Source organism: Kitasatospora sp. NBC_01246 (assembly GCF_036226505.1).
GTDB lineage: Bacteria > Actinomycetota > Actinomycetes > Streptomycetales > Streptomycetaceae > Kitasatospora.
The window spans coordinates 758,428-783,662 of record NZ_CP108484.1 but is presented as its reverse complement, the minus strand read 5'-3'; the positions used below and the strand labels follow the sequence as shown (position 1 = coordinate 783,662).

The window sequence follows — 25,235 nt, the reverse complement described above, 5'->3', positions numbered from 1 at the left end:
GGGGCTTTCGGCGGTACCCCGAAAGCCCCCGGCCGGCCCGCCGTCAGCGGACGACGGTGACGGTCACGGTGGTGAAGCCGAGCGAGGTGAGCAGGTTCTGCAGCATCGCCCGGGTGTTCTTCTCCGCCGTCGCGGTGAGCGCGGTCTGCTCGGCGGCCGCCTTGATCTTGTCGGTCGCCAGGATCTCCAGCTTCTGCTGGTCGCCGGGGTTGCCGGAGAAGAAGTCCCCGAGCCGGTCGAAGAGCCCGCGCTGCTGGGAGAACACGTAGGAGCGCTTCACGTCCAGCGCCGGGTCGGCGAGGCGGGCGTGCGGCAGCGTGACGGTGGCCGAGCGCCGGTCGTCGGAGACCGTCACCGCGCCGTTCGCCAGCTCGCCCAGGTCCACGTACGCGTCGACGGTGCCCGCGGCCACGTACAGGGTGCGTTTGCCGAGGATCTGGGACGGGAGGAACTTCGCGTCCTGGTCCAGGTCGACGATGACCTGGAAGTTGCCGCCGGCCGCCGTGTAACGGCTCATGTCCTGGATGGACTTGAGGACGGCGGGCTGGCTCCGGTCGATCTGGCGCTCGGCGAAGGGATTGGGCAGTCCGGGCAGCAGGTCCAGCTTGGCGGCGGCCAGGAAGACCGCGAGGATCACCGCCAGGGTGACCGGCAGACCGACGTACCAGGGGACCCTGCGGGGCCGCGACCGGGCGTCCGGGGTGCGGCGGGGCGCCGCCGCCTTCCGCTCGGTCCCTTCCGTCCCTTCCGTGCGCTGCTCGTCGGATTCGTCGCTCCGTTCCGTGTGCCGTCTCTCGGGTTCGTGCCGTCGACCGTTCGTCGGCCACCGCATCGCTGGACCTCCTCGACGGGCCCGCGCCGGGTCGGCCCGGGCATCGAGGCCCTTCTGCCCGCTCGGGCGCGGCGCAACGGTTCCGTCGTGTGCGGATCTGTTCCCGGGCGCTCCGGCGGCCGCGCCGGCGTCAGCAGGTCCGGTCAGGTCCGCAGGTGGGAGGCTCCGTTGAGGTCGAGGATGGTGCCGGAGGACCACTCGGCGGCGGGGGAGGCGAGCCAGAGCACCGCGGCCGCGACCTCGGCGGCGGTGGCGACCCGGCCGAACGGGCTCTGCGCGCGGATCGCCTCCCCCTCCGGGCCGTTCAGCCGCGGGGCCACCCGCTCCGTCTCGAAGAAGCCCGGGGCGACGGAGGCGACGGCGATGCCGTGCGGGGCGAGGGAGACGGCGAGCGACTGACCCAGGGCGTGCACGGCGGCCTTCGTCGCCCCGTACGCCGGGTGGTCCGGCTCGCCCCGGAAGGCGCCCCGGGAGCCGATGTTGACGATGCGTCCGCCGCCGCCCCGCTCGATCATCGCGTGGGCGGCCCGGTGGCTCAGGTAGGCCGTGCCGAGCAGGTTGACCGAGACGTGCCGCTGCCAGCTGTCGACCCACTCGTCGTACGGCGTCTCGGGCAGCGGGTGGCGCAGATTGACGGCCGCGTTGTTCACCAGCACGTCGATGCCGCCCAGCGCCCGCACCGCCGCGTCGGCGACCCGGGCGGCCTCCCCCGGGTCGGCGAGGTCACCGTGGACGAGCGCGTGGCCCGAGCCGTCGAGCGAGGCGAGCGTCTCGGCGGCGTCGTCCGCGCGGGTGCCGTAGTGCACGGCCACCCGGTCGCCGTTGGCGGCGAATGCCTGGGCCACCGCGCGGCCCAGGCCCCGGGAGGCCCCGCTGACCAGCACGCGACGGCCGGTGGAGGGCAGGTTCATGGCGGGATGCTCCCGGGGTCGGGCCGTCGGGCACGGCCGGCTGTCCAGCACCCTACGGCGGGCCCCACCGGGGCGGCCGACCGGGCCGCCGAGGCGGTCGCGGGCCTACTGGCCTGCGGGCGGCGGGGTGAACATTTCACTGCGGGAAATATTTACCTCATCACGCATGTTGGAGGTCGGGCGGTGCGGGAAGGACCCGCCCGGCTGAGGACAGGAGCAGCGCCGTGCGCGTCGAGATCTGGAGCGACATCAACTGCCCGTGGTGCTACATCGGCAAGGCACGGTTCGAGAAGGCCCTCGAACGGTTCCCCCACCGGCAGGACGTGGAGATCGTCCACCGCTCCTTCGAACTCGACTCCCGGTCGCCCGCCGAGGCGCGCCCGGTGGTCCCGCTGATCGCCGCCAAGTACGGCCTCGGGCTGGACCAGGCCGAGGCGGCCGAGCAGCGCATCGCCGCCAGTGCCCGCGAGGAGGGGCTGGACTACCGCACCGAGGGGCGCGACGCGGCGAACTCCTTCGACATGCACCGCATGCTGCACTTCGCCGAGGAGCACGGTCGCCAGGCCCGACTGCTGGACCTGCTGTACCGGGCCAACTTCGCCGACGAGCGCTCCGCGTTCGCCCCGGGCCGCCTGGTGGAGCTGGCCGTCGAGGCCGGGCTGGACGCCGGGGAGGCGGCCCGCGTGCTGGCCGACCCCGACGCGTACGCGGAGGCCGTGCGCGAGGACGAGGCGACGGCGACGGCGATGGGCGCCACCGGAGTGCCGTTCTTCGTCTTCGACCGCCGGCTGGGGGTGTCCGGCGCCCAGCCGCCGGCGACCTTCACCGCCGCGCTGGAGCAGGCCTGGGAGAGCCGGGTCGTCCTCCTGCCGACGGCCGGTGCCGAGGCGGGAGAGGTGTGCGGACCGGACGGCTGCGCGGTCCCGCAGGGCTGAGCTGCGCGGAGTGGGACGTCGGCCGGTCCGGCGCCCTGCTCCGCACCGCCGGCCCCCCGAAGGGCGGCGCCCCCGGTCAGAGTCGCTGGGCCGACCAGGACGCGTCCCGCCCGGTGAGGGCGATCAGCTGGTCCTGGACGTCGGCGCCCGCTGCCGGGCTGCGGGCGGGGGCGAACTGGCCGGTGCCGGCGAGATCGTGGCAGCTCCGGAACTCGGCGAGTGCGTACCGGGCCGCAGCCTCGGGTATCCGGCCGTCCCGGCCCAGCGCCCGGGCGAGGTCCCAGCCGTGCACGACGGTCTCGGCGGTCAGCTCGCGGGCGTAGCCGCCGACATCGCGCAGCCCGTACGGTACGTGCGCCAACTGGTCCGGCGCGCCCGGTCGGTCGAGGGCGCGGACGGCGCTGCCGAGGGCCATCGTCCAGACCCCGACCGGGTTGCGGCCCAGGACGTCGCCCTCGAACCGGTGGCCGATCTGCGCCGGGGTGTAGCCGGCGACCGCCTGGCAGACCCACAGGTGCTGGGCCGTGAGGTGGTTCAGCAGGGTGCGCACGTCCCAGTCGTGGCAGGGGGTGGGCGCCGTCCACCGGTCCTCGGGCACCGCCCGGACCAGCCGGGTGACTTCCGCCCCGGCGGCGGCGTAGCGCTCGCGGACCTCGGTGTGGAACCCGAGTGTGTGGGGACATCCCATGGCCGGGCCTCCGTTCCTGCCCTGGTGACTCCCAGTGAACCGCTACCGGGCGTGAGAAGCCAGATCTACGCGGGCTGATTCCGGCGATGGTGCCGGACGGTGATCGGGGGGTCGCCGAGCGGACCCGGGGGTGCGGTCCGCCGGGCGGGTCGGCAGCTGTGCCGTCGGGCGCGGTCGGGGCCTTCGGCACGCTGAAGGAGAAGGACGTCATCAAGGTCAACGCGAAGATCGCCCGGGCGGGCTGACCTCCGCCGCCCGCGGGGTGCCGCCGCCGACCCGGCCACCGTCGGGCCGGCGGCGGCACCCCGCGGTGCGATCGCCGTCCGTTCCGGGCAACCGGCGCGGGGCCCGTGTAGCGGCCACGGAGCGGGGCAGGCGCGGGTCATGGACGACACCGCGGCCGTACCGACCGGGCCGACCGCCGGCGCCGGTCCCCCCGGCTGCCCGCTCGACGCAGAGGCCGAAGAGGCGATGAGGACGATCGACCACACCACCGAACCCCGTGCGCAGCAGACCAGGCGGCTGTTCCTGGCGGAGCGAGCCGGCGCGGTACCGCGCTCCCGCGACTTCTGCCGCCGCGCACTGACCGACTGGCAGTGGCTGCCGGCGGCCGACGACGAGCAGCTGGCCGCGGCCGAGGACGTCGTGCTGATGGTCTCCGAACTGGTCACCAACGCGTGCGTGCACGCCCCCGGAGGCCCGTACGAGCTGCGTCTCGCCTGGGACGGCAGCCGGCTGCGGATCGAGGTCGGCGACGCCGGCCGGGAGCCGCCACGGCTGCGCCCGCCCGCCGACCGGGGCGCGCCCGGCGGGCACGGGCTGCGGGTGGTCGACCGGCTCGCCCGTGCCTGGGGCTACCGGCCGGAGCGTGACGGGAAGACGGTGTGGGCCGAGGTGCCGGCCCCGCCCGGCCCCCGGCGGCCCTGACGCGGGTCCGGGTGCCGCTCAGCCGGCCCGCAGCCGCTCCACCGCCCCCGGCGCGCGGCCGGCACGCACCAGGCCGTCCGCGAGCCGGACGAGGTCGCGCGGCGCGACGAGGCCGGCCAGTGCCCCGGGGCTGCGGGGGAGGCCCAGGGTGGAGGCGCTCCGCCGGGCCCGCGTGTCGAAGAAGGGCCGGAGTTCCGGCCAGACGCCCTGGGTCTCGCGGCAGAAGATGTCGGCGGCGGTCGGGCCGATCCTGGGCACCTCCCGCAGCAGCCCCCGCAGCCGTTCGACGTCTCCGCCGGCCTCCCGGCGCAGCGCCCGCAGATCCCCGTGCCAGCGGTCGAGGACGAGCTGCGCGCCGTCGCCGAGAGCCGTGGCCGTGCTCTCGTCGTACCTGCGGTAGTGGGCGCGGCCCAGCGCGTCCACGCGGTCCTGCCACGTGGCACGCACCATCGCCCGGGGCGTCCGCAGCCCGGCCGCGAACAGCTCGCGGGCGGCGGCGACCGCCGTCTCGGTCCGGATCGGGGCCGCGCACAGGACGCAGAGCACCAGCACCTGGTACAGCGGCGCCGGGGTGTCGGCCAGGCGGATGCCGGCCTGGTGGGCATAGGTCTCGCCGTAGTCGTGGAGCACCCGGCGTGCCGTCCGCTTCGCGTCCATCGGAGTCACCTCCGCTCGGCGGCGCCTTGCGCGGGGGAGGTACCCGGCGCCGGACGGGCGGTTCCTCCCACCGGCTCGGCTACCCGGCCCGGCGCGGGTGACACGCCGGGCCGGTGGCACTGATCGGTGCTCAGGCCCCGGTGGTCTCGCTCAGGCCCCCGTGGTCTCGTCGGCGATCGTCGCGACGAACTCCGCCCTGCCGTGTCGGCGCAGCGTGCGCCGCTGCCGCACGGCCCCGTTGCCCTCGCGGAGCAGCCGTTCCAGCACCGGCGTGACGTGGTGCCCGTCGTCGGTGGCGGTCAGCACCGGGGCCAGGTAGTCCAGCAGCGCGGCCACCGCGCGCGCGGCGGGCGCGAGGTGCCCGGAGAGCGGGTCGAGGACCGTCCCGGTGCAGTCGTGCCGGGCGCTGTGCCAGACGGCTGCCGCGAGTACTTCGGGGGTGACGGCGGGCGCGGGCGGCCGCGCCCGGTCGTCGTCGAGCAGCCGGGTGGCGAGGGCGCGGAGCAGGCCCGCGAGCATCACCGCCTCGTCCGGGCGGAGCTGGACGTCCATGGCGCGGACCTCGACGGTGGGGTACCGCTCGGAGAGCCTGATGTGCCAGTAGAGCTGTCCGCTGTCACGGATGAGCCCCTCCCCGACGAGGTGCGAGGTGCGGCGGTCGTAGTCGTGGGTGTCCCGGAAGGACGGGGGCGGTCCGCTGACCGGCCAGTGTCCGAAGACGACGGTGCGCCAGGACGCGAATCCGGTGTCGGCGCCGTGCCACAGGGGCGAGTTGGCGGAGAGCGCGATCAGCAGGGGCAGCCACGGCCGCAGCCGGTCAGCATGCCTGGCGACTACCCGCCGTCACCCGGATCACTCCGGGGCAGCGGCAGCCTCCACCGCCATGCGCCCGGCCCACCCCCCGTTGACGGGCCCGGAGGGCGGGGCGCCCTGCGGGTTCGACCCGGTCGGCGGGGGTACGTACGAGTCGAGGCTTACGGGGGCGGGCGTCCGCGACGGTCGTGGGCGCGGCGGGCCCGCTCGCCGTGGGGGCCGGGCCGGTGCGTCCGGCGCCGTCCGAAAGGGGCAGCAGCATGGGCGACGCGGCACCGGGCGGCGGGCAGGACCGGGACACGGCCGGGTACGCAGGGTCGGCGGACTGTCGCAGGGCCTTCGCGGAGGTCGCCCCGGAGGACGCGGCCGCCCTTGTCACCCGGGTGCTCACCGGGCCGGACCCGGCGACGGCGAGCGACGCCGTCCGCGAGTACCTCGGCCGCCGGGCCGCCGAACTGCTCACGGACCCGGGCTACCCGGCCTGGTGCCTGGAGATGACCGGCCCGGTGGCGGCGGACGCCTCCGCCGCCCGACGGCTGCGGGAGTGGACGCTGCTGCGGGCCGTGACGCTGGACGAACCGTGGGAGGCGGACGCCCTGCTCGCCGCCTCCGACTGGCTCCAGCTGCGCACCGCCGAGGAGTCCTCGGCGGTGATCGCCCTGGCCGTCCTCGCCGAGGGCGGCCGGACCAGGCGCATCCGCAACACCGCCCGGTCCCGGCTGACCGGCGCCTAGACCGGGGAACGGGCGGCGAGCACCTCCTGGACCTCGGCGAGCGCAGGCGAGTCCGTTCCGGCGAGGGCGAGGGCGAGGGCGGCCCGGCCCCGGCGCTCGACGGCGGCACGGCCCCGGCCGACGGCGTGCTATTTTTGTGAGCGATCGTTCAACTAAGGGGGTCGCGGGTGGGGCGCAAGCAGCTCTGGGACCGGGGCGAGGTCCTGGCCCGTGCGATGGGGCTGTTCCGTCGCCGCGGCTACCAGGGGGCCTCGGTGCGGGACATCGAGGAGGCGACCGGGCTGCATCCGGGCAGCCTGTACCGGGTGTTCGAGAACAAGGACGGCCTGTTCCGCGCGGCGCTGGACGCCTACAACGACCAGGTGGTGCGGGGCCGGGTCCGGGAGCACCTCCTGGAGCCGGCGGACCCGGTGGCGGGTATCCGGTCGTTCTTCACCTCGACGTTCGAGACCGGCCCCGATCCCGACCCGGGGTGCCTGCTGACCAACACCGCCGTGGAGTGCTTCACCGTCCCGCAGGCCGCCGACGCGGTCCACCGGGGGCTGGAGACGATCGAGTCGGGCTTCGCCGAGGCCCTGACGCGCGCCCGGGCGCTGGACCTGTTGTCCGCGGACCTCGACGTCGAGGTGTCGGCGGCCCAGCTGCTGGCGCTCTACCAGGGCCTGCTGGTACTGGTCCGGGCCGCGACCCCCGTCACCAAACTGCGCACGATCACCGACGGCGCGATGGCGTCGATCGGCTACGAGAGAGACGGACAGCGATGAGTGACTCACAGCAGCTCTGGATGGACTACGCCGCGTGCTGGTCGGCGGACGCCGGCGAGCGGCTCGCCGCGCTCGGCGAGGTGGCGGTCGAGGACGTCGCCTACCGGGACCCGGGCACCGAGGTCGCCGGGCTGGCCGGGCTGGCCGGCTACATGGCCGGGTTCGCCGGGGCCTTCCCCGGTCACCGGTTCCGCATCGACGAGGTGCTCGAACACCACGACCGCTCGCTCGCCCGGTGGACCCAGCTCGGCGAGCAGGGCGAGCCCGCCATGGCGGGCGTGAGCACCGCGCTCCACCGCGACGGCCGGCTCGCCGACATCACCGGGTTCTTCCTCCCCGCGTGAGCGGTTCCCGCAGCCTCGCCGAACACGTCGCCGACCAGCTGGCGCCGCTCGGCGAGGTCACCCTCCACCGCTACTTCGGCGGCTGGGCACTGCGCAGCCGCGGCAGCCAGTTCGCGATGGTGATGGACACCCTCTACCTCCGTGTCGACGGCGCGGCCCGCCCCTCCTACGAGGAGGCGGGGTCCATGCCGTTCACCTACCTCGCGGCCGGCCGCGAGGTGGTGGTGCGGGCGTACTACAGCGTCCCGGCGGAGGTGATGGACGACCGGGACGGGCTGTGCGCGCTGGCCCGCGCGGCTCTCGCCTGACCGAACAGCCTCGAAGACACCGCCGCGCCACCCGACCGGGGCCGGCGGTCTCTCCGTCTCCCGCCGTCACGGCACTACCGTTCAGGGCCCTGTACCGCTTGAGGAGAGCGGTGAGCCGCTCCGGGTCGGCCGCGCCGTTCAGCTCGGCGGTGAGGTCGTCGGGGCAGAGTTCGTACGGGGCGCCCCACCATCGGCGCCCCCGGTTGTCCCGGACGGCGGGTCAGGGGCCGCGGCTTCGCCCGGGGCTCCGCCGGCCTCCCGGTAGCAGTGGCCGGAGCAGAAGCTGTCCCGCCGCCGGACGCCGGGGTGCTCGTACGCGCGCCCGCAGCGCACGCAGGTCCGCGTACCGGGGCCGGCCGGCTCGGCCGCCAGCCCCAGGGCCTCCAGCAGCAGCCGGCAGTCCGCCTCGTCCAGGGCGTGCGCGGCCACCAGGGCACGGGCCCGGGTCGCGACGGAGGCCGGGGCGATCTCGGCGAGCGGCTCGATGGTCTCGCCCAGGGTCATCAGGTCTCGTTCGGCGTGTTGCACGATCGCCACCCCCGTCGGACTGCGCGGTCGGGAACCCTCCATCCTACTGCGCCCGGTGCCGGTCCGGACGGGCGGCGCAGAGGCCGTAGCGCGCCGTCCCGACGTCTCCGCGCTGCCCCGCCCGCCGGACGCGGCGGTACGACGCCGTCCCGACCGCCCCGGCCTCCGGTGGGCGCCACGAGGGCGCCCACCGGCCGATGTGCGAGACAGAGCCGGATCACGTGGCCGAGGATCGAGGTGATCGATCCGAGCGGTTCGAGAACGACGGCCAGGTGCAGGACCTGGCCGGGCCGTCGGCGCGGCCGGGCGGAACCGGGCGCGCCACCGAGAAGGGACATCCGTCATGGGCCTGCACGTCAATGCGAACGAGGTGGTGGCAGTGCTGCTGTCGGACGGCTGGCACGGGGTGAAGCCGGGCACCTTCGCGGTCGGTCCGTTCGCCTTCGGCAGCTCGATGGAGGGCGGGTCCATCGACATCGCGGGGCAGCCCGGCTTCCGGTTCACCACCCAGGACGGGCCCGTCATCACCGGGCCGCTGTCCTCGGTGCTCGCCGTCCAGTCGGAGAGCACCCAGGTGCCGGGGCGTACACCGCTGCACGAACTCGCCGACCGCCTGGACGGCTCGATCGTGGTGGTGAACGGCACCGACGCCGTCCGGTTCTCCTACGCGGGGGAGGACTTCGAGGTCTGGCTGGGCGCGACGAAGTACGGGCCGCGCTGGCTGTTCGCCGCGGCGGGCAACCGGGACGGCGCGGTCGACTACGGCTTCGGCGAGAAGGACCCCGTGGACCAGGTGGCGCGGGCGGCGATGAGCGACCTCAAGGCCGGCATGCGCCCGGGCCGGACGGCCGCTCCCGGCAGCCCGTCGGCCACGCCGTAGCGGCCGCGGGTCCGCCGGGTCGGACGGCCCGGGCGCATGCCGGCACTCACCGCCAGGTCGTCGCCAGGCAGGCGGTCACCCCCGCGACGGCCAGGAGCGTGAGGTTGAGCGCGACCCGGCGGTCGCCGAGGCGCAGGTGCACGGCGGTGGCGGCGGTCTGCAGGAGCACGAACCCGACGGCCGCGGCCAGGCCCAGCCACGGCGCGACCCCGGTCAGCGGGGGCAGGACCAGCCCGACCGCGCCGAGCACCTCGACCGCCCCGATGGCCCGGACGGCCGCCATCGGCGTGCTGTCCACCCACGCCATCATCGGGCGGAGCCGCTCCCGGCTCCGGAGCAGCTTCAGCCCGCCCCCGTAGAGGTAGAAGAGGGCGAGCAGGCCGGCGGCGGCCCAGTAGGCGGTGTTCACGGTTCCCCTCCAGAAGTGTGTGCGTGGTGGGGGCGGGCGCCCGCGGGGTCACGGCCGGCGCCCGCCCGGCGGTCAGGTGAGGTCGGTCGCGGGCTCGGTGGCGTAGCGGCTCATCACCCCGAGGTGGGCCCGCGGGGTCAGCGCCCCGCCGCCGGCCATCATGTCCTGGAGGTCGCGGAAGTACTGCACGTAGAGGTCCGGCGTGAACGTGCTGAGCATGACGGCCGGTTGGTCGGTCGGATTGGCGAAGGTGTGCGGGGCGCCGGGCGGGACCATCACCAGGGTGCCCGGCGTCGCGTCGTGCTCCCGCTCCCCGACGGTGAACCGCACCGTGCCGGAGACGACGTAGAAACCCTCGTCGTGCTGGGAGTGACGGTGCTGCGGCGGTCCGGGGGTGTGCGGCGCGAGCACGGACTCGGCGATCCCGAGCCGGTGCCCGGTGGTGCTGCCGTCCTCCAGGATGCGCAGTCGGGTACTGCCCAGGAGGATCGTCTCGCCCTCGCCCGGGCCGACCACCGACACCACGGGCTCCGCCGGCCGTTCGCCGGTCCTCGGTTCGTTCGTCATGCCCCGATTCCACCGCCGGGGCGCGGCGGCCGTCCAAGACCCGTTCCGGGCCGCCGATACCGCGCCGGTATCGTTGCACCATGGAGCTACGCACGCTGCGCTACTTCGTCGCCGTCGCCGAGGAACTCCATTTCGGCCGGGCCGCCGCCCGACTGCACATGAGCCAGCCGCCGCTGAGCCGGGCGATCAAGCAGCTGGAGACCGACCTCGGCGCCGTGCTGCTGTACCGCTCCGCCGCGGGCGTCTCGCTCGCCCCGGCCGGCGCCGTGCTCCTGGACGAGGCGCGGACGCTGCTCGACCGGGCCGAGCAGATCCGGCTGCGGGTGGCCGCGGCGTCGGGCGCCGCGACCATCACCGTCGGCATCCTCGCCGACAGCTTCGACCGGGGAGCGCGGCGGCTGGCCGCCGCCTACGGCCGGCGGCACCCGGAGGTCGAGATCCGGATCCGCGAGACCGACCTGACCGATCCGACCTGCGGACTGCGCGCCGGACTGGTCGACGTCGCGCTGACCCGCGGCCCCTTCGACGGCGCCGGCCTGACGGTGCACGAGCTGCGCGCGGACCGGGTGGGCGCGGTGCTGCGCGCCGACGATCCGCTGGCGCGGCGCGACCGCCTGGAGCTGGCCGACCTGGCCGGCCGGCGCTGGTTCCAGTTCCCGGACGGCACCGACCCCCTCTGGCGCTCGTACTGGAACGGCGGCGAGCCGCGCGAGGGCCCCGTGGTGCGCGCCGTCCAGGAGTGCCTGCAGGCCGTGCTCTGGAACGGCACCGTCGGCATGGCGCCGCTCGGCCACCGGCCGCCCGGGGACCTGGCCGTGGTCCCGCTGGCCGACATGGCGCCGAGCCGGGTGGTGGCGGCCTGGCGGGAGGGCGACGCGAACCCGCTGATCCGCTCGTTCGTCCAGCTCGCCACGGCGGCCTACCGCGACTGACCTGCCGGGCCCGGCGGCGGACCGGGGCGGGAGGCGCGGGGCGAGGCCCTCCGACGGGCGGTCGGGCGGACCCGGCCGGTGTCCCGCACCGGCGAAAAACCGTTGATCATGTCCCGGCCAGGCTCTAGCATCGCCCGCGATGCCTAACAACGAACAGATCATCGAGCAGGCCCTGGGGCGGATCGCCACCGGGTACGTCTTCGCCGAGAAGACCGAGTCCATCGACGCCGCGATCCGGCGTCGGCTCCAGGCCGGTGCGTACGACGGCCTGGACGGGCCGGCGCTGTGCGAGGCGGTGACCGCCGACCTCCAGGAGGTCTGCCCGGACAAGCACCTGCGGCTGCTCTGGGTGGACGAGCCCCAGTCGCTGGAGCCTGCGGACGAGGACGCCGGGCGGGCCGCGTTCCTCGCGATGCTCCGGGCCGCGAACCAGGGCGTGCGCCGGGTCGAGCAGTTGGACGACGGCGTCGCGTACGTCGACGTCCGTCTCATACCGGACGCCGAGGGCGGCGCGGCCGTGGTCGGCGCCGCGCTGCAACTGGCCGCCGGCAGCCGCGCCCTCGTCCTGGACCTCCGCGCGTGCCGCGGCGGCGCGCCCGAGGGGGCCGCCATGTGGTGCAGCTACTTCTTCCCCGACGACCAGGTCCACCTCAACGACATCTACGACCGCGCCTCCGGGGCGACGCGGCAGTTCTGGACGTCCGCCCACCTGCCCGCGCCCCGCTACCTCGACCGCCCGGTGTACGTGCTCACCAGCGCCGTCACCTTCTCCGGGGGCGAGGACGTCGCCTACACCCTCCAGGCGCACGGCCGGGCCACCCTGATCGGCGAGACCACGCGGGGCGGCGCCCACCCCACGGCCCGGTACCCGGTCACCGAGCACATCATGGTGACCGTGCCGACCGCCCGGACCATCAGCCCGGTGACCGGCACCAACTGGGAGGGTGTCGGGGTCGTCCCCGACGTCGCCGTACCCGCCGACCGGGCGCTCGACGCGGCGCTGGACGCCTTCCGGGCATCGGCCCGCTAAGCGCCCGCCACCCGGCCTGCTCCTCCGACCGGTGGCGGGGCCGGGCACCCGGGTGCCCGGCCCCGCCACCTGGTGGGCCGCCCACCACGTCGCCCTCCGCGGCGTCGGCACGAAGGTGCTGCACCACCCCGTGGTCGGCGACCTCACCCTCGACTGGGACACCCTCGCCAGCACCACCGACACCGACCAGCAGCTCGTCGTCCGGTCCGCCGAACCCGGCTCGCCGAGCCACGACGCGCTGCGCATCCTGGCCTCCTGGGCCGACGCCCCGGCCGACAGCCCGGCGGGCTGACGCGGTCCGGGGGCGCGGCCGACGGCCGTCAGGCGGCCGCCGCCGGGCCTCAGTGGCGGGGTGGCGGGTGGTCGGGTTCCGGAGGCGTCGGCCCTGGGGTCCGGAGCTCGCTGATCACCGCCCAGGCCACCGACACCGCCGGTACCGCGACCACCGCGCCCAGCACCCCGCCCAGCACGGCGCCGCCCGTCACCGACAGGGCGATCACCACCGGATGGATCCGCACCGACCAGCCCAGCACCAGCGGATGCAGCAGATGGCCCTCGATCTGGCCGATCACCACGATCAGCCCGAGCACCAGCAGGGCCACCACCGGGCCGCGCGCGGCCAGCGCGACCAGTGCGGCGACGGCCAGCGCGATCGGGGAGCCGATCAGCGGGATGAGGGCGGCGACGAACTCCAGGACGACCAGCGGCAGTGCCAGCGGCACCTGCAGCACGGTCAGGGCGATGCCGACCAGGACGGCGTTGGTCGCCGCGACGATCAGGACGCCCCGGGTGTACCCGGCGAAGGTGCGCCACGCGGTGCGGCCCGCCCGGCCCCACACGGGCCGGGCGCGGACGGGCAGCTGGCGCTCCGCCCAGGCCCACATCCGGTCGCCGGAGTGCAGGAAGAACACGGAGCAGAACACCGCGAGGGCGGCCGCGGTGACCAGTTCGACGACCCGGCCGGCGCTGCTGATGGCGGCACTGATCAGCGTCGAGCGGTGGGCGTCCACGAAGTCGCCGAGTTTCGCCCGGAAGTCGGTGACGGCGCCCTGCCGCAGGTGGAAGGGGGCACCGGAGAGCCAGTCGTCGAGCCGGGCCAGACCGCCGTGCAGCTCGGTGTTCAGCCTGTTCCACTCGCCGGCGACGGTCGTGCCGATCAGTGTCAGGACGCCGGTGACCAGGGCGATCGCCAGCAGGAAGGCCAGCAGGACGGCGAGCGGGCGGGGGAGTGCCCGGGCCAGCAGGTCGACGGCGGGCCGCAGCACGGAGGTGATGACCAGCGCCAGGAAGACCGCGACGACCGGCAGTTCGAGGCGGGCCAGCAGCATGACGACCAGGTAGGCGGCTACGCCGATCAGCAGCAGCCGCCAGGTGTAGCCGGCGGCCTTCCGCAGGCCCGGCGGGACGCCGTCGCCCTTCGGTGACGGCCGGGCCGGCGGTGTGCGGACCCGAGGCCGCCTGACTGCGGGCGGCCGGGGCCGCCGGGCCGGTCCGCGGGTGTCCATGCGCGAGGGCCGCCTTTCCTGCGGGGGCCTGCTCGTCCGTCGGGTTTCCGGTCCGGAGCAGGCGCCCGGAACCGGGCGGGCCCGGCGACCGCCAGGGGGGCGGTCGCCGGGCCGGGTGGGGTCCGGGTCAGTGCTTCCCGGCGTCCTTGACCTTCTCCACGGCCTGCTTCAGGTCGCTCTTGGCCTGCTCGCCCCGGCCCTTCGCCTCGATGGTGCGGTCACCGGTCGCCTTGCCGGCGGCCTCCTTGATCTTGCCCTCGACCTTCTCACCGGCGTTGCGCAGCTTGTCGTCGGCACCCATCGTGTCGCTCACTCCCTCTCGTGGAGTCCGGCTCTCTCGTGGACTCGGGCGTCGCTCGCCCCGACCGGCGTCTGCCCGGTTCGCCCGGTTCCACACCCGGTGGTGCCGGGTTCGTCGCGGAACCCGGTGCCGAAGGGTCCGTCGCGGGCCCGGTGGTGCCGGATTCGTCGCGGGCGGGGAGTGTCGCAACGCCCGGCAGGTGTGACCGGGCCGGAGCCGGGCAGGCGCGAACCATGCCCGAGGCGCAGGTGAGAAGGGTGCCCGCCGCCCCCGGGGCGTCGGTTCGGCCGGTTCCCGACGACCGGTCGTCGACCGGCGTCCGCGCGCTCGCCCGTGCCACGCGCCACGATGGTCGGGACGGCCGCCGCCGTCCGGACCCGACCGGGAGCCAGCCATGCGGAGGCCAGCCGAGCAGCCCACCCGAGGGGCGGGGGAGCGGGTCCGGCACGCCGCCCCCGGTCCCGGCCGGGTGGACGGCGCCGGCCGCACGACGGCCGACGGCACCGGGCGGATCGTCGCCGGGCCGCCCGCCCCGGGCCTCCGCGACTCCCCAAGCCTCCGCGACTCCCCGGGCTTCCGCGACTCCTCGGGGAGGCCGGGATGAACCGCTCCCCGAGTGGCCCCGTTCCCGACCGGTCCGGCGTTCCGATACCCCCCGGCCGGGGGCCCGTACCCGAGTACTCCGAGCGTCTCCTGCTCGACGGCGGCGAGGGCGCGGTGCGGCGCTGCCGCGAGTTCAGCCGCCGGATCCTGGAGGAGTGGCACTGGCTGCCCGCCGACGACGAGGAGCAGCGTGCGGTGACCGAGGACGTCCTGCTGATGGTCTCGGAACTCGTCACCAACGCCTGTCTGCACGCCCCGGGCGGCCCCCGGGAGCTGCGGCTGAGCTGGAACGGCGAGCGGCTGCGGGTCGAGGTCGTGGACGCCAGCCCGGTGCCGCCGCGGGTCCGGCCGGCCATCGTCCCGGGGCGGCCCGGGGGGCACGGCCTGCGCATCGTGGGCCGGCTCGCTAGGGCCTGGGGTTCGCTGCCCGCGGGCCGCGGGAAACTGGTCTGGCTCGAAGTGCCGTCCCCGCTCGGCCAGCGCGTCCGCGGCGGCTGACCCGGGCGGGGACGGCTGTGTCGTGGCAGCGCCGCGTGCTCCGGACCCGGACCCGCCGGTAGGCGATCACGCGGCAGGCGGGTGCCGGGACCGCCGCGTGGATGCGTCGCGGAGGTTCCAGCCGGGACCTGGTGCGGACACCGGCCGGTGCTCAGGCCTGCGGCGGGGGAGGCGGGTTGTCGAGGAGGAGGTCGTGGCCGACGTCGGTGAGGGCGTGGCGGACCTGCTTGCCCTCGCGCTGGGTGGCGATCAGGCCGGCCGCGCGCAGGGCGGTGGCATGGGCGGAGGCGGAGGGCGGGGTGACGCCTAGCCGCTGGGCGAGCTCGGTGGTGGAGCAGGCGCTGCCGGCGATGGCGCGCAGGACGCGGGCCCGGGCGGGGCCGAGCACGGCGGCGAGGCCGTCGGCGGCCGGGGTCCGGGCCGCGGGCTCGGCGGCCGGAAGGGCGATCGGGTGCAGCAGCAGGCTCTGGCGGTCCGGCTCGGCCAGCAGGCTGATGCTCCGCTGGACGAAGTAGTTGGGCCGCAGTTCCAGGCCCCGGCCGCCGAGTTCGAAGGAACCCTCCAGCTCGCCGAGGGTGCACTCCAGCACCCCTTCGTCCCGCCAGACGGCCTTCGGGTGGAGCGTGCCGAGCATTTCGCCGATCCCGGAGCGGGCGGCGGTGCGGGCCCGGACGGCGATGTCGGCCTCCAGGGCGCGGCGGATGTCGGGCCAGTCCGGGGCGAGGCAGGCCTGGAACAGCGCCCAGGCGCCGTCGCTGACCTCGCGCAGGCCCCGGCTGCCGTCGTCGCGCAACCGGGCCAGGGCGGCCGGGAGTCCCAGGCGGTCGCCGAAGATCGCGACACCCTCCTCCACAGTCTGCTGCGGGACGGAGAGGAGCGCGTCGAGCTCGTCGGTCAGCTGGCGGCGGACGGCGTCGAGGTCCGCCACCATGAAGTCGGGGATGCCGATCGGGCTCGCGTTGACCACTTCGAGGAAGCGCACGGCCCGGTGGGGCACGTGGCGGCGGGCGTCCCGCCACCAGCGTTCGCTGCGCGACCCGTTGCCCTGGTGAACGCCCAACCGGGCCGAACCGGCCAGCAGATGGTCGAGCGGGGATATGACGAACCGGGTCCTCGCGAGGTCCGCGACCCCGAACCTCAGTGCGATCACGAACCTTCCTCCGGCTCCCCGCAGCCATCCTGACCTGCCGCGTTGTTGACTATTAGGCTCAGAGGCTAATGCATGGCCGTCCGGCCGTCCCCATTGGCATGCTCTCTCTCGTCGGCGCGACTGAGGCCCGCTCCGGCCCCCACCACGAGGGGAGTGGGGGCCGGAGCACGATCCTCGACCGGGCGTTCGCCGAGCCGAGCGCCCGGTGTCGCCCGGCGGAGCGGCCACGGCGGCCACGGCAGCCAAGGCGCCCGCGCCGGCCGTGATCTGACGGCCCGCCCGGGCGCAGAGGGCGTTTGAGAAGTCCCGCCGGGTCCGCGGCCTCGCAACCGCCCCTAGGTGCTCTTCGCCGCGCCGACGGTGCTGAGCGGCGCGGCCAGCGACTCCAGGCTGCGCCGTTCGGCCCGGACCCCGATCGCGGCCTCGACCAGCCCGGCGACGGTCATCAGGGCGGCGCCGATGCAGAACGCGAGGGTCGTGTCGGACACCTTGCCGCTGCTCACCAGCCCGTTGAACAGCAGCGGCCCGCTGATGCCGCCCACCGCCGTGCCGACGGCGTAGAAGAAGGCGATGCACATCGCCCGGGTCTCCAGCGGGAAGATCTCGCTGACGGTCAGGTAGGCCGAACTCGCCCCGGCGGAGGCCAGGAAGAGCACCGCCGTCCAGCAGGCCGTCATGCTGACCGCGGACAGCGAGCCCTGTTGGAAGAGGGCGGCGGTGCCGAACAGCAGCAGGCCGGAGCCGATGTAGGTGCCGGCGATCATCGGTTTGCGGCCGACCGAGTCGAAGAAGTGGCCGAGCAGCAGCGGGCCCAGGAAGTTGCCGACCGCGATCACCGCGAAGTAGTAGCCGGTGTCGCCCTCCGGCACCTCGAAGTACTTGGTGAGGATGACCGCGTAGCCGAACGTCACCGAGTTGTAGAGGAAGGCCTGGCCGATGAAGAGCGCGAGGCCCAGTACCGTGCGGCGCGGGTAACTGCCCACCACCGTACGGGCGATCGTGATGAAGCCGAGCGGTCCGCGCTCGCGGATGCGGATCGGGTCCCCCTCGACCGGCGGCAGGGCGCGGCCGGTCTCCTCCTCCACGATCCGTTCGGCCTCGGCCACCACCTCCTCCGCCTCCGCGGCGCGCCCGTGGGTGAACAGCCAGCGCGGGCTCTCCGGGACGTGCCGGCGCACCAGCAGGATCACCAGGCCCAGCACCACGCCGATGGCGAAGGCGAGCCGCCACCCGACGTCGGTGGCGAACAGCGCGGTGTTCAACAGCGCGATCGAGGCGAAGGCGCCGAGCGCCGCGCCGATCCAGAAGCTGCCGTTGATGATCAGGTCGATCCGGCCGCGCACCCGGGCCGGGATCAGCTCGTCGATCGCGGAGTTGATCGCCGCGTACTCGCCGCCGATGCCGAAGCCGGTGAAGAAGCGGCAGAGGAAGAAGAACCAGGCGCTCCAGGAGAACGCCGTGACGGCGGTGGCCACCAGGTAGACGGCCAGGGTGAGCATGAAGAGCTTCTTGCGCCCCAGCCGGTCCGTCAGCCAGCCGAAGAACAGGGCGCCGCTGCACGCACCCGCCACGTACACGGCGGCCGCGACGGTGGTCACCTGGGTCGTCGAGATGCTGACGCCGCTGCCCTGCTCGGCGAGCCGGGCCGCCATGTTGCCGACGATCGTGACCTCCAGACCGTCGAGGATCCAGACGGTCCCCAGGCCGATCACGATCCGCCAGTGCCAGCGGGACCACGGCAGCCGGTCGAGTCTGGCCGGCACGTCCGTCTCGATGACCTCGCCCCCGGGCGAGTCCCCGGTCTGCGGTGGCTGTTGCGACCTCTTCGCGGACGCCTTCACCGAGTCGGCCATGACACTCTCCTCCTACGCCGGAACGGGACGCCCCCGCGTCTGCCCGGCTCTCCGGCGATCACACGGGCCGACCCGCGTCCGCCGGGACCCGGCCGTACCCCCGGGCCCCGACGCGCCGTTGGCGGCCCTCGACGGGGCCGCCAACGGCGCGTCATGACCGGGCGGTCAGCGCTCCGGGAAGCGGTGCCGCTCCAGCAGGCGGGCGAAGCCGTCCCAGAAGTCCTCGTCGGCCCGCTCCCCGGGGCCGCGGACGGCGACCCCGGCCAGGTCGGTCGGATCGCCGGCCCCGGCCGCGCGGACGAGCCCGGCGCCCGATCCGAGGACCGCCACCGGCTTGCCGTGCCGCAGCGCCTCGGTGACGAACCGTACGGCGTCCGGATCGGCGGTGAGGTCGGGTCCGGTGCCGCCCGGCACGATCACGGCGTCGTAGAGGACGCCGGTGCCGTCCGGTACCACCACGGCGTCGTAGAGGACGGACGCGGTGGTGGGCAGCGGGCGGTCCACCACGAGGCGGCCGCCGTCCCGTGCGGGCAGTTCGCCGCCGTGTGCGGCGAGGGTCTCCACCGTGGCGCCGAGTGCACCCAGGTGCTCGTGCGCGGCCCGCACCTGGTCGGCGTCCGCGCCGGGGCCGACCAGCACGGCGACCTTGCGGGTGCGGATGCCGGAGCCGCGCAGGTGCTCCAGGCTCAGCGCGGGGGAGACCAGCGGCCCGGCCGCGCCGGCGTCCTCCTGCGCCGGGGCGTCCAGCTCCGCCGGCTCCGGCTCGGGCACGCCGATCCGCCGGGCGACCTCCGCGGCCAGGACGGGGTCGACGTGCACGAGGTTGCCGACGGTGCGCCGCCGCACCTCCTCGTCGACCACCTTGCCCAGCTCGAACGCGAAGGCGGCGGTGATGTGTTCCTGCTCCCAGCCGGTCATGCTGCGCCAGAACAGGGTGGCCTGGCTGTAGTGGTCGGCGAAGCTGGGGCTGCGGCGCCGGATCGTCCGGCCGTCGACCCGCTCCTGGTAGTGCTGGAAGACCCCCTCCGGCAGCCGGCCGCCGCCCATGGTGAACGGGCAGCCGCCTCCCACGGAGTTGGGCGAGTAGCCGTGACCGGGGTGGATGGTCTGCTGGCCGTGGCCGTCGCGGTGGTTGACCCGGACGTCGGCCAGCGGCCGGTTGACCGGCAGCTGCGAGAAGTTGGGGCCGCCCAGGCGGATGAGCTGGGTGTCGAGGTAGGAGAAGTTGCGGCCCTGGAGCAGCGGGTCGTTGGTGAAGTCGATACCGGGGACGATGTTGGCGGTGTGGAAGGCGACCTGCTCGGTCTCGGCGAAGAAGTTCTCCGGATTGCGGTTCAGGACCATCCGCCCGACCGGCCGGACCGGCACGAGCTCCTCCGGCACCAGCTTCGTCGGATCGAGCAGATCGAAGGGGAACGCGAACTCGTCCTGCTCCGGTATCAGTTGGACGCCGAGCTCGTACTCCGGGAAGTCGCCGTCCGCGATCGCCTCCCACAGGTCGCGGCGGTGGAAGTCCGGGTCGCGTCCGGCGGTGAGCTGGGCCTCGTCCCAGACCTGGGAGTGCGTTCCGAGCAGCGGCCGCCAGTGGAACTTCACGAACGTCCCGCGACCGTCGGCGTTCACCAGGCGGAAGGTGTGGACGCCGAAGCCCTGCATCATCCGGTAGCTGCGGGGGATGGCCCGGTCGGACATCGCCCACATGAGCATGTGGGTGGACTCGGGCTGGAGCGAACAGAAGTCCCAGAAGGTGTCGTGGGCGGAGGCGCCGGTGGGGATCTCGTTCGGGGCCTCCGGCTTCACGGCGTGCACGAAGTCGGGGAACTTGGCGGCGTCCTGGATGAAGAACACCGGCATGTTGTTGCCGACCAGGTCGTAGTTGCCGTGGCGGGTGTAGAACTTGGTGGCGAAGCCGCGGACGTCGCGCACGGTGTCGGCGGAGCCGCGCGGGCCCTGGACGGTCGAGAACCGGACGAAGACCGGAGTGCGCCGGCCGGCCTCCTGGAGGAAGTCGGCGCAGGTGAACTCGGCGAGCGATGCGTAGGGTTCGAAGAATCCGTAGGCGCCCGCCCCGCGGGCGTGCACCACCCGCTCGGGGATCCGCTCGTGGTCGAAGTGGGTGAGCTTCTCCCGCAGCTGGAAGTCCTCCAGCAGGGTGGGCCCGCGATCGCCGACCGTCAGCGAGTTGTCGGTGTCGTCGACCCGCACGCCCTGGTCGGTGGTCAGCGCTCCGTTCGGGTCAGGAGCCCGGGCGGCGTCCAGCGCGGCGTCCTTGGCATCGCGCCCGTGCTCCACCGGCGGCCCCGGATTCGGGGTCCCGGAGACGAGGGGCGCGTGAGGGCGGTGCTCGGGAGGTCCGGGGTTGATCGTCATGGCACGCTCTCCGTCCTGGAAGGGGCCGGGCCGCCGCTCTCCGGGCGCCCGGCCTGGGTCGGCGGTGCGGCTGCCCGATGGACGGGAGCGCAAACCGGGCGGCGCGCGTCCGGGCCCCGGCCCGGCGGAGGCTCAGCGGTCCCGGTCCCTCCGGTGGGCGTGACGGCGCAGCACCGAACGGGGGAGGACGAGCCAGCAGACGCAGAACCACGCCAGCGCCGCGCCGCTGAGCACCCAGGCCGCCGGTGAGCTGTCGGTGGCGGTGCGCAGGAGCAGCAGCAGCGCGGACGAGATGGTGAGGGCGAGCAGCACCAGGCCGAGGCCGATGAGCCGCCCGGCGACGTGGATGAGCTCGGGCTTCATGCCGTGGCCGGACATGAAGCGGTGGAACGCCACGGGGGCGATGAGCGTGCCGGTGGCGAAGGCGCCGAGCAGGACGGTGGCCACGTAGAGGTGCTTGTCGAAGTCCGGCAGTGTCGCGAAGCGGGGGGTGAAGGCGGTGGCGAGAAGGAAGCCGAAGAGGATCTGGGCGCCCGTCTGGCAGACCCGCACCTCCTGCAGCATCTCGTTCCACAGGCGGTCGGCACGCTCTTCCGGAGTCTCGTCACGCCCCCGGGCCGGTCGGTCGTGGTCTGCGGTCATCGGCGGGTCCCCTGCGGCGGTCTGGGCCGGGCGCCGACGGGGCGGCGCAGCGGCGAACGGGTATCGGCGGCCGGTGTGCCCTCGGCGGGACCGGCGCCGCACCCGTCTGCCCAGTCTGGCGACGGCCAAGCAGGGGCGCCACCGGGAGCGGCGGCCCGGCCCGGGCGGGCGGCGGAAACCCGCCGGGCTGCGCTCACGGGCCAGGAGCGACTGCGTCCGGGCACCGCGGCCGCGGCCTCCACCGGCCGGGTTTCGGCCGGCCCCGACGGGTCAGACGAGAGCGCGGGGAGTTTCTCCCGGTCCCCCCGCCGGCGAGTCGAGCTGCGAACGGAGCCCAACAGATGAAGGTCTCGGACTACATCCTCGAACGTTTGCGGCAGTGGGACGTCGAGCACGTCTTCGCCTATCCCGGTGACGGCATCAACGGCCTGCTCGCCGCCTGGGGCAGGGCCGACGACAAGCCGCAGTTCGTGCAGGCGCGGCACGAGGAGATGGCCGCCTTCGAGGCCGTCGGGTACGCCAAGTTCTCCGGCCGGACGGGCGTGTGCGCCGCGACCTCCGGCCCGGGCGCGATCCACCTGCTGAACGGCCTCTACGACGCCAAGCTCGACCACGTCCCGGTCGTCGCGATCGTGGGCCAGACCGACCGCAGCGCGATGGGCGGCTCCTACCAGCAGGAGGTCGACCTCCTCTCGCTCTACAAGGACGTCGCCTCCGCCTACTGCGAGATGGTCACCGTCCCCGAACAACTGCCCAACGTGCTGGACCGGGCGATGCGCATCGCCGCCACCAGCCGCACCGTCACCGCCGTGATCGTCCCGGCCGACGTCCAGGAGCTCGACTACCAGCCGCCGGCCCACGCCTTCAAGATGGTGCCCTCCAGCCTCGGCGTCGGCCGGTACGCGCCGGTGCCGTCGGACGCGGACCTCGCCCGCTGCGCCGAGATCCTCAACGCCGGCGAGAAGGTGGCCGTCCTGGTCGGCCAGGGTGCGCGGCGGGCGCGCGCCGAGGTCGAGCAGGTCGCCGGGATCCTCGGCGCCGGGGTGGCGAAGGCGCTCCTCGGCAAGGACGTGCTGCCGGACACGCTGCCCTACGTGACCGGCTCGATCGGCCTGCTGGGGACGCGGCCGTCCTACGAGCTGATGCGCGACTGCGACACCCTGCTGGTGATCGGCTCCAGCTTCCCGTACACCCAGTTCCTCCCCGAGTTCGGCAAGGCCAGGGCCGTGCAGATCGACGTCGACCCGTCGATGGTGGGCCTGCGCTACCCGTTCGAGCTGAACGTGGTGGGCGACGCGACGGAGACCCTCAAGCGCCTCATCCCCCTGCTGGACCAGAAGACGGACCGGTCCTGGCGGGAGACGGTCGAGGAGAACACCGCCCGCTGGTGGGAGGTCATGGAGCGGCGCGCCGCCGTCTCCGCCGACCCGCTCAACCCCGAGCACGTGGTGCACGCCCTCGACGCCCTGCTGCCGGAGAACGCCATGATCGCCGCGGACTCCGGGTCCGCCGCCAACTGGTACGCCCGCCACCTGCGGATGCGCGGGACGATGCGCGGGTCCCTGTCGGGCACCCTCGCCACCATGGGCCCCGGGGTCCCGTACCTGATCGGGGCGAAGTTCGCCCACCCGGACCGCCCCGCCATCGCCATCGTCGGGGACGGCGCGATGCAGATGAACGGCCTCGCCGAACTGATCACCGTCGCGAAGTACTACCAGCAGTGGTCGGACCCGCGGCTGATCGTCGCCGTCCTCAACAACCAGGACCTCAACCAGGTCACCTGGGAGATGCGGGCCATGCAGGGGGCCCCGCAGTTCGAGCCCTCCCAGCACCTGCCGGACGTGCGGTACGCCGACTTCGCCGTCCAGCTGGGCCTCTACGGCACCCGGGTGGAGAAGCCCGAGGACGTCGAGCCGGTGTGGCGCCAGGCGCTCGCCTCGGAGCGGCCGTACGTCATCGACTTCCGTACCGACCCGGCCGTGCCGCCGATCCCGCCGCACGCCTCGCTCGACCAGATCACCGCCGCCGCCTCGGCGGTCCTCAAGGGCGACAGCGACCGCGGGTCCATGGTCAAGCAGGGCCTCAAGGCGAAGATCCAGGAGTTCCTGCCCGGCAGCGGCAAGGAGTGAGCGCGATGACCAAGGCCCCGGCTGCACGGCAGCTGCCCGGGCTCGTGCCCCGCGCGGTGGACGACGTACGCCACGGCCGCTTCGAGCGGTCCCTGTCGCTGCTGATGTCGGGCGGCGCCCTGGTGACGGCCGCCGAGATCTACCTGGGACGACCTGTCCGGGCTGGTCCTGGTCCGCGACGCCCTCACCGCCGACGTTGCCGCGGGGGAGTACGGCTACGACCTCGCCCCCGCGTACACCACCACCGGCACCGCCATCCCGGACCGGCGCACCCTGGACCTGCCGGGCTACCCGGGCGGCTTCGACGTGGCGGGCAACCACGTCAACCGGCAGTTCCAGCTCGACGCCCTCGGCGAGTGCCTGCTCCTCCTCGCCGCCGCCGCCCGCCACGGCCGGCTGGACACCGACGGCGTCCAGGCCGCCCGGATCGCCGCCGACGCCATCGCCCACCGCCACACCGAGCCCGACGCCGGGATCTGGGCCGGGCCCACCCGCTGATTGCGCCGGCCGTCCCTGTCTGCGACAGCCTGCGCGTGGTAGGCGCGAGGACGGGGACGACGGCGTGGAGGCCACCATGGCTGAGGACCGGGACCGGGACCGGGACGCGACCCCGGGCACGGCGGGCACAGCGGGCGCGACCGTGGCGCCCGGGCGCCGCAGCGCCGCCTCGGTCGCCCTGGAGGTCTGGAAGCAGGGCCGCTCGGTGGAACTCCTGCAGCGCTCGATGGCCTTCGCCGCGCTGTTCTTCGTCACGCTGGTGCCGCTGCTGATCGTGATCGCCGCAGCCCCGCCCACCCGGAACAGTGGAATCAGCCAGTGGATCACCGACGGCCTGGGCCTGACCGGCCGCGGCGCGCAGGCCACCCGCGGCCTGTTCGCCTCCCGCGGCCAGATCCTCAGCACCACCACCGGCTTCGGCCTCGCCGCCCTGACGGTCTTCGGCATCTCCCTGATGGCCTCCGTCCAGACCGTCTACGAGCGCATCTGGCAGCTCGAACGCGGCCCCTGGCACGCCGTCTGGCGCCAGGCCCTCGGCTTGGCCGGACTGACCGCCTACATCCTCATCGCCGCCTGGAGCGGCAGCCCGTGGCAGGGCAGCGCGGCCCAGCCCGCGCTGCGCCTGGCCGCCACCGTGCTCGGCGGCGTCCTGCTGTTCTGGTGGCTGCAGCGCCTGCTGCTCGGCGCACGCGTCCCCTGGCTGTGGCTGCTCCCCGGCGCGCTGGCCACCATGGCCGCCCTGACCGGGCTGCGGTACTTCTCCCGGCTGGTCCTCGCCCCGCTGCTGGTCTCCAACGCGGTCTCGTACGGGACGGTCGGCGCGGTCCTGGTGGTGCAGTCCTGGCTGATCGGCGTGGGCTACACCATCTACGGCGGGGCGCTCGCCGGCCACGCGATCATGAGGAGGCGGGCGAGCCTGGCGTCCGACGGCGCCGTGCCGGCGGACCGCTGACGGGTGAGCGCCGACCGGCGACCGTTCCGGGGCGCCCCGGAACGCGTGGGATCGGCGGGAGCGGGCACACGCCCGCACAGCCGAGGCCGTCCGGCGGCCCGGCCCCTCGCCACCCGTACTCCCGACCCTTCCCGGTCACGTCCAGCCGAGGTGAGAACCCCTTGACCAACATCTCGCGCCTGCCCGGCGCCTTCGACCACCGTTGGAACTGGCAGCTCGCCGCCGCGTGCCGCTCCGTCGACACCGCGTTGTTCTTCCACCCGTTCGGTGAACGCGGCCAGGCACACGACGACCGGGAGGAGCAGGCGAAGCGGATATGCCGGGGCTGCCCCGTTCGCGAAGAGTGCCTCCGGCACGCCTTGGAGGTGCGTGAGCCGTACGGTGTCTGGGGCGGTCTGTCGGAGACGGAGCGCGCCGACCTGCTCGGCCCCGTCCGCTCCCCGCAGGCCGCGTGACCGGCACGCCGGAGCCGGCC

29 protein-coding genes and 1 pseudogene are annotated in these 25,235 nt (G+C 74.6%); 16 read left to right on the top strand and 14 right to left on the bottom strand.

Translation table 11 applies throughout. From position 1 onward, the window contains the following. Positions 1 to 43 precede the first annotated feature (43 nt). Positions 44 to 643 (bottom strand): DUF4230 domain-containing protein, encoded by a 600-nt coding sequence (locus OG618_RS03570; protein WP_442906925.1) that lies wholly within the window; start codon positions 641 to 643, stop codon positions 44 to 46. A gap of 332 nt (positions 644 to 975) precedes the next feature. Further along, on the bottom strand, positions 976 to 1,743 hold the full coding sequence (locus OG618_RS03565; protein ID WP_329485666.1) for an SDR family NAD(P)-dependent oxidoreductase: 768 nt from the start codon (positions 1,741 to 1,743) through the stop codon (positions 976 to 978). Positions 1,744 to 1,967: 224 nt separating this feature from the next. Here OG618_RS03565 and OG618_RS03560 point away from each other — a divergent pair, with 224 nt between their 5' ends. After that, positions 1,968 to 2,678, top strand: a complete 711-nt coding sequence (locus tag OG618_RS03560) for a DsbA family oxidoreductase (RefSeq protein ID WP_329485665.1) — start codon at positions 1,968 to 1,970, stop codon at positions 2,676 to 2,678. 76 nt (positions 2,679 to 2,754) lie between these two features. On the opposite strand, the gene OG618_RS03555 is transcribed toward OG618_RS03560, so the two are convergent. After that, positions 2,755 to 3,366 (bottom strand): TIGR03086 family metal-binding protein, encoded by a 612-nt coding sequence (locus OG618_RS03555; RefSeq protein ID WP_329485664.1) that lies wholly within the window; start codon positions 3,364 to 3,366, stop codon positions 2,755 to 2,757. Positions 3,367 to 3,452: 86 nt separating this feature from the next. On the opposite strand from OG618_RS03555, the gene OG618_RS03550 reads away from it, so the two are divergent. Both OG618_RS03550 and OG618_RS03545 read left to right on the top strand, forming a co-directional pair. Next, positions 3,453 to 3,611, top strand: coding sequence for a hypothetical protein (locus tag OG618_RS03550; RefSeq protein WP_329485663.1), 159 nt, complete (start codon positions 3,453 to 3,455; stop codon positions 3,609 to 3,611). A gap of 139 nt (positions 3,612 to 3,750) precedes the next feature. Next, positions 3,751 to 4,293 (top strand): ATP-binding protein, encoded by a 543-nt coding sequence (locus OG618_RS03545; RefSeq protein ID WP_329485662.1) that lies wholly within the window; start codon positions 3,751 to 3,753, stop codon positions 4,291 to 4,293. An 18-nt stretch (positions 4,294 to 4,311) separates the two neighbouring features. Here OG618_RS03545 and OG618_RS03540 read toward each other — a convergent pair whose 3' ends face one another. Next, positions 4,312 to 4,950, bottom strand: a complete 639-nt coding sequence (locus tag OG618_RS03540) for an endonuclease (protein WP_329485661.1) — start codon at positions 4,948 to 4,950, stop codon at positions 4,312 to 4,314. A gap of 150 nt (positions 4,951 to 5,100) precedes the next feature. Next, entirely contained in the window at positions 5,101 to 5,763 is a 663-nt protein-coding gene (locus OG618_RS03535) for a carboxylate-amine ligase (protein ID WP_329491995.1), read from the bottom strand. A 260-nt stretch (positions 5,764 to 6,023) separates the two neighbouring features. Between OG618_RS03535 and OG618_RS03530 the strand changes: the two genes are divergently transcribed. From OG618_RS03530 to OG618_RS03515, 4 genes are all read left to right on the top strand, one after another. Beyond that, positions 6,024 to 6,497: a hypothetical protein gene (locus tag OG618_RS03530; RefSeq protein ID WP_329485660.1), complete on the top strand. Its 474-nt coding sequence runs from the start codon at positions 6,024 to 6,026 to the stop codon at positions 6,495 to 6,497. 167 nt (positions 6,498 to 6,664) lie between these two features. Then, a complete protein-coding gene (locus tag OG618_RS03525; protein ID WP_329485659.1) occupies positions 6,665 to 7,261 on the top strand; it encodes a TetR/AcrR family transcriptional regulator in 597 nt (198 codons plus the stop codon). Then, positions 7,258 to 7,605, top strand: a complete 348-nt coding sequence (locus OG618_RS03520; RefSeq protein ID WP_329485657.1) for a nuclear transport factor 2 family protein — start codon at positions 7,258 to 7,260, stop codon at positions 7,603 to 7,605. The genes OG618_RS03525 and OG618_RS03520 overlap by 4 nt, the downstream gene beginning before the upstream one ends. Then, positions 7,602 to 7,913 (top strand): TfoX/Sxy family protein, encoded by a 312-nt coding sequence (locus OG618_RS03515; RefSeq protein ID WP_329485656.1) that lies wholly within the window; start codon positions 7,602 to 7,604, stop codon positions 7,911 to 7,913. Before OG618_RS03520 ends, OG618_RS03515 begins: the two co-directional genes overlap by 4 nt. 138 nt (positions 7,914 to 8,051) lie before the next feature. Here OG618_RS03515 and OG618_RS03510 read toward each other — a convergent pair whose 3' ends face one another. Further along, positions 8,052 to 8,450 carry a hypothetical protein gene (locus OG618_RS03510; RefSeq protein ID WP_329485655.1) on the bottom strand — a complete coding sequence of 133 codons (399 nt, stop codon included), beginning with the start codon at positions 8,448 to 8,450 and terminating at the stop codon, positions 8,052 to 8,054. A 334-nt stretch (positions 8,451 to 8,784) separates the two neighbouring features. On the opposite strand from OG618_RS03510, the gene OG618_RS03505 reads away from it, so the two are divergent. Next, the gene (locus tag OG618_RS03505; RefSeq protein WP_329485654.1) at positions 8,785 to 9,321 is read left to right on the top strand and encodes a hypothetical protein; all 537 of its coding nucleotides are present in this window, start codon (positions 8,785 to 8,787) and stop codon (positions 9,319 to 9,321) included. A gap of 46 nt (positions 9,322 to 9,367) precedes the next feature. Here OG618_RS03505 and OG618_RS03500 read toward each other — a convergent pair whose 3' ends face one another. After that, positions 9,368 to 9,730, bottom strand: a complete 363-nt coding sequence (locus tag OG618_RS03500) for a DoxX family protein (RefSeq protein ID WP_329485653.1) — start codon at positions 9,728 to 9,730, stop codon at positions 9,368 to 9,370. 72 nt (positions 9,731 to 9,802) lie between these two features. Next, positions 9,803 to 10,297 carry a cupin domain-containing protein gene (locus tag OG618_RS03495; protein WP_329485652.1) on the bottom strand — a complete coding sequence of 165 codons (495 nt, stop codon included), beginning with the start codon at positions 10,295 to 10,297 and terminating at the stop codon, positions 9,803 to 9,805. A gap of 80 nt (positions 10,298 to 10,377) precedes the next feature. Between OG618_RS03495 and OG618_RS03490 the strand changes: the two genes are divergently transcribed. The 3 genes and pseudogenes from OG618_RS03490 to OG618_RS03480 form a co-directional block, all read left to right on the top strand. Then, positions 10,378 to 11,229 carry a LysR family transcriptional regulator gene (locus OG618_RS03490; RefSeq protein ID WP_329485651.1) on the top strand — a complete coding sequence of 284 codons (852 nt, stop codon included), beginning with the start codon at positions 10,378 to 10,380 and terminating at the stop codon, positions 11,227 to 11,229. 139 nt (positions 11,230 to 11,368) lie between these two features. Further along, positions 11,369 to 12,259, top strand: a complete 891-nt coding sequence (locus tag OG618_RS03485) for a S41 family peptidase (RefSeq protein ID WP_329485650.1) — start codon at positions 11,369 to 11,371, stop codon at positions 12,257 to 12,259. A gap of 55 nt (positions 12,260 to 12,314) precedes the next feature. Further along, positions 12,315 to 12,551, top strand: a pseudogene (locus OG618_RS03480) (MmyB family transcriptional regulator); the annotation flags it as partial. A gap of 49 nt (positions 12,552 to 12,600) precedes the next feature. Here the strand turns inward: OG618_RS03480 and OG618_RS03475 are convergent. Beyond that, on the bottom strand, positions 12,601 to 13,764 hold the full coding sequence (locus OG618_RS03475; protein ID WP_329485649.1) for an AI-2E family transporter: 1,164 nt from the start codon (positions 13,762 to 13,764) through the stop codon (positions 12,601 to 12,603). 127 nt (positions 13,765 to 13,891) lie between these two features. Then, positions 13,892 to 14,077, bottom strand: coding sequence for a CsbD family protein (locus tag OG618_RS03470; protein ID WP_329485648.1), 186 nt, complete (start codon positions 14,075 to 14,077; stop codon positions 13,892 to 13,894). Positions 14,078 to 14,665: 588 nt separating this feature from the next. On the opposite strand from OG618_RS03470, the gene OG618_RS03465 reads away from it, so the two are divergent. Beyond that, a complete protein-coding gene (locus OG618_RS03465) occupies positions 14,666 to 15,166 on the top strand; it encodes an ATP-binding protein (RefSeq protein WP_329485647.1) in 501 nt (166 codons plus the stop codon). Positions 15,167 to 15,317: 151 nt separating this feature from the next. On the opposite strand, the gene OG618_RS03460 is transcribed toward OG618_RS03465, so the two are convergent. The 4 genes from OG618_RS03460 to OG618_RS03445 all read right to left on the bottom strand — a co-directional run bounded on the left by OG618_RS03460 (position 15,318) and on the right by OG618_RS03445 (position 21,181). Continuing rightward, entirely contained in the window at positions 15,318 to 16,316 is a 999-nt protein-coding gene (locus OG618_RS03460) for an ArsR/SmtB family transcription factor (protein WP_329485646.1), read from the bottom strand. A 335-nt stretch (positions 16,317 to 16,651) separates the two neighbouring features. Further along, positions 16,652 to 18,169, bottom strand: a complete 1,518-nt coding sequence (locus OG618_RS03455; protein WP_329485645.1) for an MFS transporter — start codon at positions 18,167 to 18,169, stop codon at positions 16,652 to 16,654. A gap of 165 nt (positions 18,170 to 18,334) precedes the next feature. Then, a complete protein-coding gene (locus OG618_RS03450) occupies positions 18,335 to 20,539 on the bottom strand; it encodes a catalase (RefSeq protein ID WP_329485644.1) in 2,205 nt (734 codons plus the stop codon). A 132-nt stretch (positions 20,540 to 20,671) separates the two neighbouring features. Next, positions 20,672 to 21,181, bottom strand: coding sequence for a DUF6328 family protein (locus OG618_RS03445; protein WP_329485643.1), 510 nt, complete (start codon positions 21,179 to 21,181; stop codon positions 20,672 to 20,674). A gap of 341 nt (positions 21,182 to 21,522) precedes the next feature. Here OG618_RS03445 and OG618_RS03440 point away from each other — a divergent pair, with 341 nt between their 5' ends. From OG618_RS03440 to OG618_RS03425, 4 genes are all read left to right on the top strand, one after another. Beyond that, entirely contained in the window at positions 21,523 to 23,310 is a 1,788-nt protein-coding gene (locus tag OG618_RS03440; RefSeq protein WP_329485642.1) for a thiamine pyrophosphate-requiring protein, read from the top strand. Between the two features lie 306 nt (positions 23,311 to 23,616). Further along, entirely contained in the window at positions 23,617 to 23,808 is a 192-nt protein-coding gene (locus OG618_RS03435; protein WP_329485641.1) for a hypothetical protein, read from the top strand. Positions 23,809 to 23,884: 76 nt separating this feature from the next. Further along, positions 23,885 to 24,760 carry a ribonuclease BN gene (locus OG618_RS03430; protein ID WP_329485640.1) on the top strand — a complete coding sequence of 292 codons (876 nt, stop codon included), beginning with the start codon at positions 23,885 to 23,887 and terminating at the stop codon, positions 24,758 to 24,760. A 161-nt stretch (positions 24,761 to 24,921) separates the two neighbouring features. Beyond that, positions 24,922 to 25,215 carry a WhiB family transcriptional regulator gene (locus OG618_RS03425; protein ID WP_329485639.1) on the top strand — a complete coding sequence of 98 codons (294 nt, stop codon included), beginning with the start codon at positions 24,922 to 24,924 and terminating at the stop codon, positions 25,213 to 25,215. Positions 25,216 to 25,235: the final 20 nt, after the last annotated feature.